Source organism: Thermanaerothrix sp., assembly GCA_026417795.1.
GTDB lineage: Bacteria > Synergistota > Synergistia > Synergistales > Synergistaceae > Thermanaerovibrio.
In genome coordinates this window covers 1-5,074 of record JAOACP010000058.1, presented here as the reverse complement: position 1 = coordinate 5,074, position 5,074 = coordinate 1, and the positions used below count along the sequence as shown (strand labels likewise).

General features: G+C 61.6%; 4 protein-coding genes. 1 reads left to right on the top strand and 3 read right to left on the bottom strand.

What is annotated here, in order from left to right; genetic code table 11:
• Positions 1 to 17: 17 nt before the first annotated feature.
• From N2315_08730 to N2315_08720, 3 genes are all read right to left on the bottom strand, one after another.
• On the bottom strand, positions 18 to 2,321 hold the full coding sequence (locus N2315_08730; GenBank protein ID MCX7829261.1) for an ATP-binding cassette domain-containing protein: 2,304 nt from the start codon (positions 2,319 to 2,321) through the stop codon (positions 18 to 20).
• Entirely contained in the window at positions 2,281 to 3,813 is a 1,533-nt protein-coding gene (locus N2315_08725; protein MCX7829260.1) for a hypothetical protein, read from the bottom strand. The genes N2315_08730 and N2315_08725 overlap by 41 nt, the downstream gene beginning before the upstream one ends.
• Before the next feature lie 101 nt (positions 3,814 to 3,914).
• Positions 3,915 to 4,082, bottom strand: coding sequence for a hypothetical protein (locus N2315_08720; GenBank protein MCX7829259.1), 168 nt, complete (start codon positions 4,080 to 4,082; stop codon positions 3,915 to 3,917).
• Between the two features lie 540 nt (positions 4,083 to 4,622).
• On the opposite strand from N2315_08720, the gene N2315_08715 reads away from it, so the two are divergent.
• On the top strand, positions 4,623 to 5,074 hold a 452-nt coding region (locus tag N2315_08715; protein MCX7829258.1), incomplete at its 3' end, for a hypothetical protein.

Genomic DNA, 5,074 nt, shown 5'->3' with positions numbered 1-5,074 from the left:
AAGATCCCTGCCTTCGTTTAGATTTTTACATGAGGCAACCCGTCTCGTTCGTTTAGATTCTTAAGAGAGGCAACATGTAATACCGTCGCCCCCTCCTCCATGCGGATGGTGCGGTGGAAAAGGCGGCGGAGGCTTGTTTTGTGGGAGGACATGATGATGGTTGGGTTGTTGGGAAGTTTCATGAGGTTTGACAGCACCGCCTCCTCGGTCCTATCGTCCAAGGAAGCGGTGGCCTCGTCCAGGATGATCACATCCGGTAAGCCGTATACGCACCGGGCGATCATAAGCCGCTGGGACTCCCCGCGGCTTAAGGTTACCCCCTTGGGGCCTATTAGGGTCTTAAGGCCCCCCGGAAGAGACGAAGGAAGCCTCGAAAGCCCCGCCACCCCAAGGGCCCATAGGGCCCTTTCCTCCGTTTCCTCGGAGGGGTCCTCTTCCAAGGATACGTTCCATCCCAAGGGGCCCCACAGGGGCCTTGACTCCTGAAGCACCCACCCAACGCGCCTTCTGAAGTCCCGCAGCGTCCTGCCCGCAAGCTCCCGGTCCCCCAGTAGGATCCTGCCCCCCGTGGGGGTAAGAAGCCCCGAGGCCAGCTTGAGCAGCGTGGACTTACCGGAGCCGCTGGGCCCTACGACGAGGAGCCTTTCCCCCTCTTCGACCCTGAGGCTGAGGCCCTTTATAACCTCCCGCCGGAGGTACCTGAACCGCACGTCCTGAAAGACCATGGGCCCCCTCGTGGGATGCGGCGCAAGGCCGCGGGGTTCTTCCTCCTCCCCTTCCTCCTCGGGGGTTTCGGCGATCTTGCGGAGCCGCGTCGCCCCGTGGCGGGCCTCCGCCGCCTCAATAAGGCTTCCAAGGGCGGCCTCCAAGGGGCCTGAAAGCTGTCCCGCCGCGAACTGCACCGCCATGAGCCTTCCTATGGACATGTCCCCCGAGGCGGCGGCAGCGGCGGTGATGTAGGACGCCAAAAGGTACTGCCCCTCCCTTATGACGGAGGATCCAAGCCTCATGAGGGTCCAGGCGGCGTGCCTTTTGATGCTCCACGACAAAGCCTCCCGGTCCGACATCGTCCACCTTGAGAGGATCGCCCTTCCAATCCTTGGGTGTCTTGCGTCCCAGATGGAGAGCGCCGCCTCCGAGGCCTGTTCCCGGTACCTTGCCAGGGCATCCTGGGCCCTGCGGTCCCACGCCCCCGTAAGGCCCCTCATGAGCCAGTTCCAAAACGCCATGGCCCCGGAGCCGATGGTGAACGCAATAGCCGACTGCGGCCACAGGATCCAAACCGCCCCCAGTATCCCGGTGAACCCAAGGGCCCCAAGGAGGCCGGAGGGTAGTGACTTCCCCACGATCCGCCCCATCCTTGAGGAGTCCTCCATGAGCTGCATGAGGTCCCCATGGGAGAACCGCCAGGGTGGAACCCACTTGGGCAGCCCCTGCGCGACCTTCCTGGCCACCATGAGGTCCATGGCCGACCGTTTCGCCTCCTCTATAACCTTGGACGCCAGGTCCTTTAGGGCGTTAAAGGCGTGCCGTCCCGCCATCAGCGCCCCTTGGGCCAGGAGGACGAGGATGGCGGTTCGGGCCCCCTCTTGGGCCCCCTTTGCGCTGAGCCTTAGGTCCATCAGCGCCCTTGAGGCCATGGGGTAGCACCACTGAAGGGCCAGCAACAGGATCCCCGCAGCGCCCAGCGCCGCCCACGCCCTCCGGGTGGGGGGCGTGGGCGGCCCCTTAAATAGGTCCCATATGAGCCCCGTGGGCCGTGGAAGACCCTTGTGGGAGCGGCTTTTTGCGGAACCATGAACTTGAACTCCCACCCACAGGGCGTAGCCCTCCCCTTCGGCGGAGGCTGGCTCCGGCCCTTGGGGCTCGTGAAACCGGCTCTTAAACTCCTTGCGCGTCATTAAAAGCCTTCCCTCCGCCGGGTCCGACAGGAGAAACCATGCCCCATCCCCCGCTTTAAGGACCTCCCACAGCACCGCGAAGTGGCATCCGTCAAACCGAACCACCGCCGGGGTCTTCACCAAGTTCCCCAAAGCGTCGGCGGGGCACCGGTACAAACCGCACTCCAAACCCTGTGCCTCCAGTGCGTCCCAGATGTCCCCCATGGATTTGAGTCCTCGAGGCAGGTCCTGCTCGCTGTATCCCATGCCCGCGGCCTCAAGGAGCATGGCGGCGCAGGCGTCGCCACACCCTTCCCGGCAACTTTGGATCTCCAGGGGGTAGCCCTTTAGCCTTGATCTTGCCCTAAGGAGCCTTGGAAGCCCAAGGAGGGTCTTAAAATTAAAACCCTCCGTTCTCCGCGGCCTTCTCGATTGAGTCAACGGTGAGCACCCCCACGTTGAGGCTTGGGTCTGCGGCGAGCTCCTCTATGCGTCTTGCAACCTCTGGAAGCTCTGTGGACAGGGCGAGGAAGCACCTCATCCGGAAGGCGGTCTCGGCCCTTATGGCCCGGCACTCCAAGGGGGATGGGTTGATGAAGCCCCAGCGCTCCTGGGTGCCCGTAATCCTTGAGGCGGCGCACACCGGGCAGAGCCGCACCGCCCAGCAGGAGGAGCAGTGCCGGGTGACCGTTTCGGCGTAGGAGAGGTAGAGGTTCGCCAGGGTTTCAACGTCTATGCCCTTTCCCACGTGCCCTATGGAGGGGGCCTCCGCCTTGTGGCAGATGGAGAGGCTGCCGTCGGGGAGCACCATGAGGTTGTCCACCCCCATGGGGCAGGTCATAGTCACCTTGAGGGGGTCGTAGGGGAGGGGCCGCCGGAAGGACATCCTGGCAAGGGGGTACAGGGGCGCCGCCTTGGGGCTTGCGGGGAAGGATGGGTCGCCTTTCGCCGCCTCCAGCATCTCTTGGATCATCCGGTCCCCATAAAGGCGCAGCCTTTGGATGGCCCCCCCTGGGTCCTGTACGAAGACCCCTTCGCGCCTTTCCGGGAAGTGCACGCTTCGCAGGGCTCCCAGGGATTCGGTGAAGGAGCGGCATCTTTGATGGTGGTGCCGGTCCGTTAGAACCCCGAAAATTGAGACCCGCCGGGAGAAGTAGCTGGGGTACAGCTCTTTTATCCTCATCAGGTTCCGGAAGGCGGCGTCGAAGGTCCCGGAGTGGTTGTCGAATACCCGGCAGAGGTCGTGCTGGTCCTTGGGGCCGTCCAGGCTGGCGAAGAGGGCGGCGTCGTGCCGCGCCAGGAAGTGGATCGCCTCGTCGGTCATGAGCGAGAGGTTCGTGTTCATGGAGAAACGAAGCGATTTGCTTGGTATTTGGAGCTCCTCCCAGGGAAGGTTCACGAAGGCCTCGGCGGAGAGCCTCACGAGGTCGAAGTTCAAAAGCGGTTCCCCGCCGTACCAGGATAGCCCAGGGGGGCATACCTTGAGGGCCCAGGCCCTTCCCCCTTTGGAGAGCTTAAGGAACACCCGGGAGTACATGTCGAAGTAGAGCTTAAGCCCCTCTTGGGCGGTGTGGATGTCCATGTGGCCCAGCGGATGCTGGGAGGTCACGTGGGTTCCCCGGCAGTATGTGCAGCGGAAGTTGCAGCGGTCCGTGACCTTAAGGCAGAACTTGCGGATCAGCACCTGGGACATGTAGCGGTCCACCAGGTCCGCCGCCTCCTTTAGGGAAGAGGGGCCTATCCTTGGGAGCGGCCCTTTGGGTAGAAATCCCCGGTCCATGAGATCCCTAAGGCTTTGGGTTGCTTTGTCTTTTGGGGTATAAGAGGGGTCCTGGAGGAAGCTGCGCGCCGATTCCAGCTCTTCTTCGGGCATGAGCACCGCCATGTGGGACGCGCCGTCGTAGACCAGCTGGTGTTCCCTGTGGGTTACCACTATCCCCGTTGGGTGGTGTGGGCAAAGGTTTTCAAAACCTTCAAATCTTTTAAAGGTGGGAGGGGGAGGCGCCCCCTCCCACCTTTGGCCCTTTGGTACGGTCATGACGCGAAGGTGCTCAGCATGTTGCTGTCCCTGGTGGAGGTCATGGTGTCGTCGGTTACGGAGTCCATGGAGCAGGTGCACTCGCACTCGCAGTCGCAGGTCTTGCCTCCGGTTATTCGGTCCCCTTCATCCCGGCCCAGCTCGGTTACCCTCGTCAAAGGCATCTTAAAACGCCCCCTTTCGGGAAGTTTATTAATATTATCCGTCCCGGGGGACGTTAAGTAAAGGGCGCCCCAGCCCTTGGAGGAAGCCCCATGCAATGGGCCTTAGTCGATAGGATCTCTGACGCGGCGGGGCTTGCCAATGGGGGAGCGAAGGGCTGTGCTTAAGGGCATGTGGCGCTTACGGGCGTAGGGGCTGTCCCGAGGTCCTTGAGCTTCAGCCGGACGGCTGAGGCCGTACGGCTGAAGCCTTACGCCCAATGGGCTGCCCCTTGGGCCCTTGGGGTGGGATTTGGCGCTTCTTGCCTTCCGTCGGGCTTTTAGGGCGTAGGGGCCATGTGTTTAATTTTAATCTTAGGGTGCATTATATCACTTGACCTGCGTCTTGCCTCTGTGGTAGCTTGATGAACAAGAAGTGCAGTTTTTGTAATGGTTTATAAAAAATTAAGGAGGTGGTCTTTGGGTCCTGGGTGCCTTGGCTTTCGGACTCTTCGCATCGGATGAAAATACCGTGTTTACCAACCAGAAGGGGGAGTGATTCGCATGAGTCGTTTGAGGAGCCTTTTCTTTGTGGTTCTTGCCGCCACGCTTTTGTGTGGAATTGCCGTGCCCGCCATGGGGGCGGAGCAGTACAAGTTCAAGATGGCCACCTTTTACCTTAAGGGGGACTCCGCCTTTGACGTGGTGGATCACTTCCGCCAGCTGGTGTGGAAGAAGACCAACGGCAACGTGCGCATAGATGCCTTTCAGGCGGGGGAGCTTGGTTTCCCGGTGACCGAGATACTGGAGGCCACATCCAGGGGCGTGGTGGAGATGGCCATCTTCTATCCCAACTACAAGGCCGCCCAGGACCCGGTGATGGCCCTGGCGGGAGGGCGGCCCGGCCCGGTGTCCAACTTCAAGGAGCAGCAGGCCCAGGTCAACGCCACCAAGGACCTCATAGAGAAGAGCTTCGGGCGCTTTGGGGTGAGGTACGTGGGCCCCATGATATATGG

Bases quoted from the DNA above. Each gene is read 5' to 3' on its own strand.
- N2315_08720 (MCX7829259.1), bottom strand. From the start codon at position 4,082: ATGCCTTTGACGAGGGTAACCGAGCTGGGCCGGGATGAAGGGGACCGA.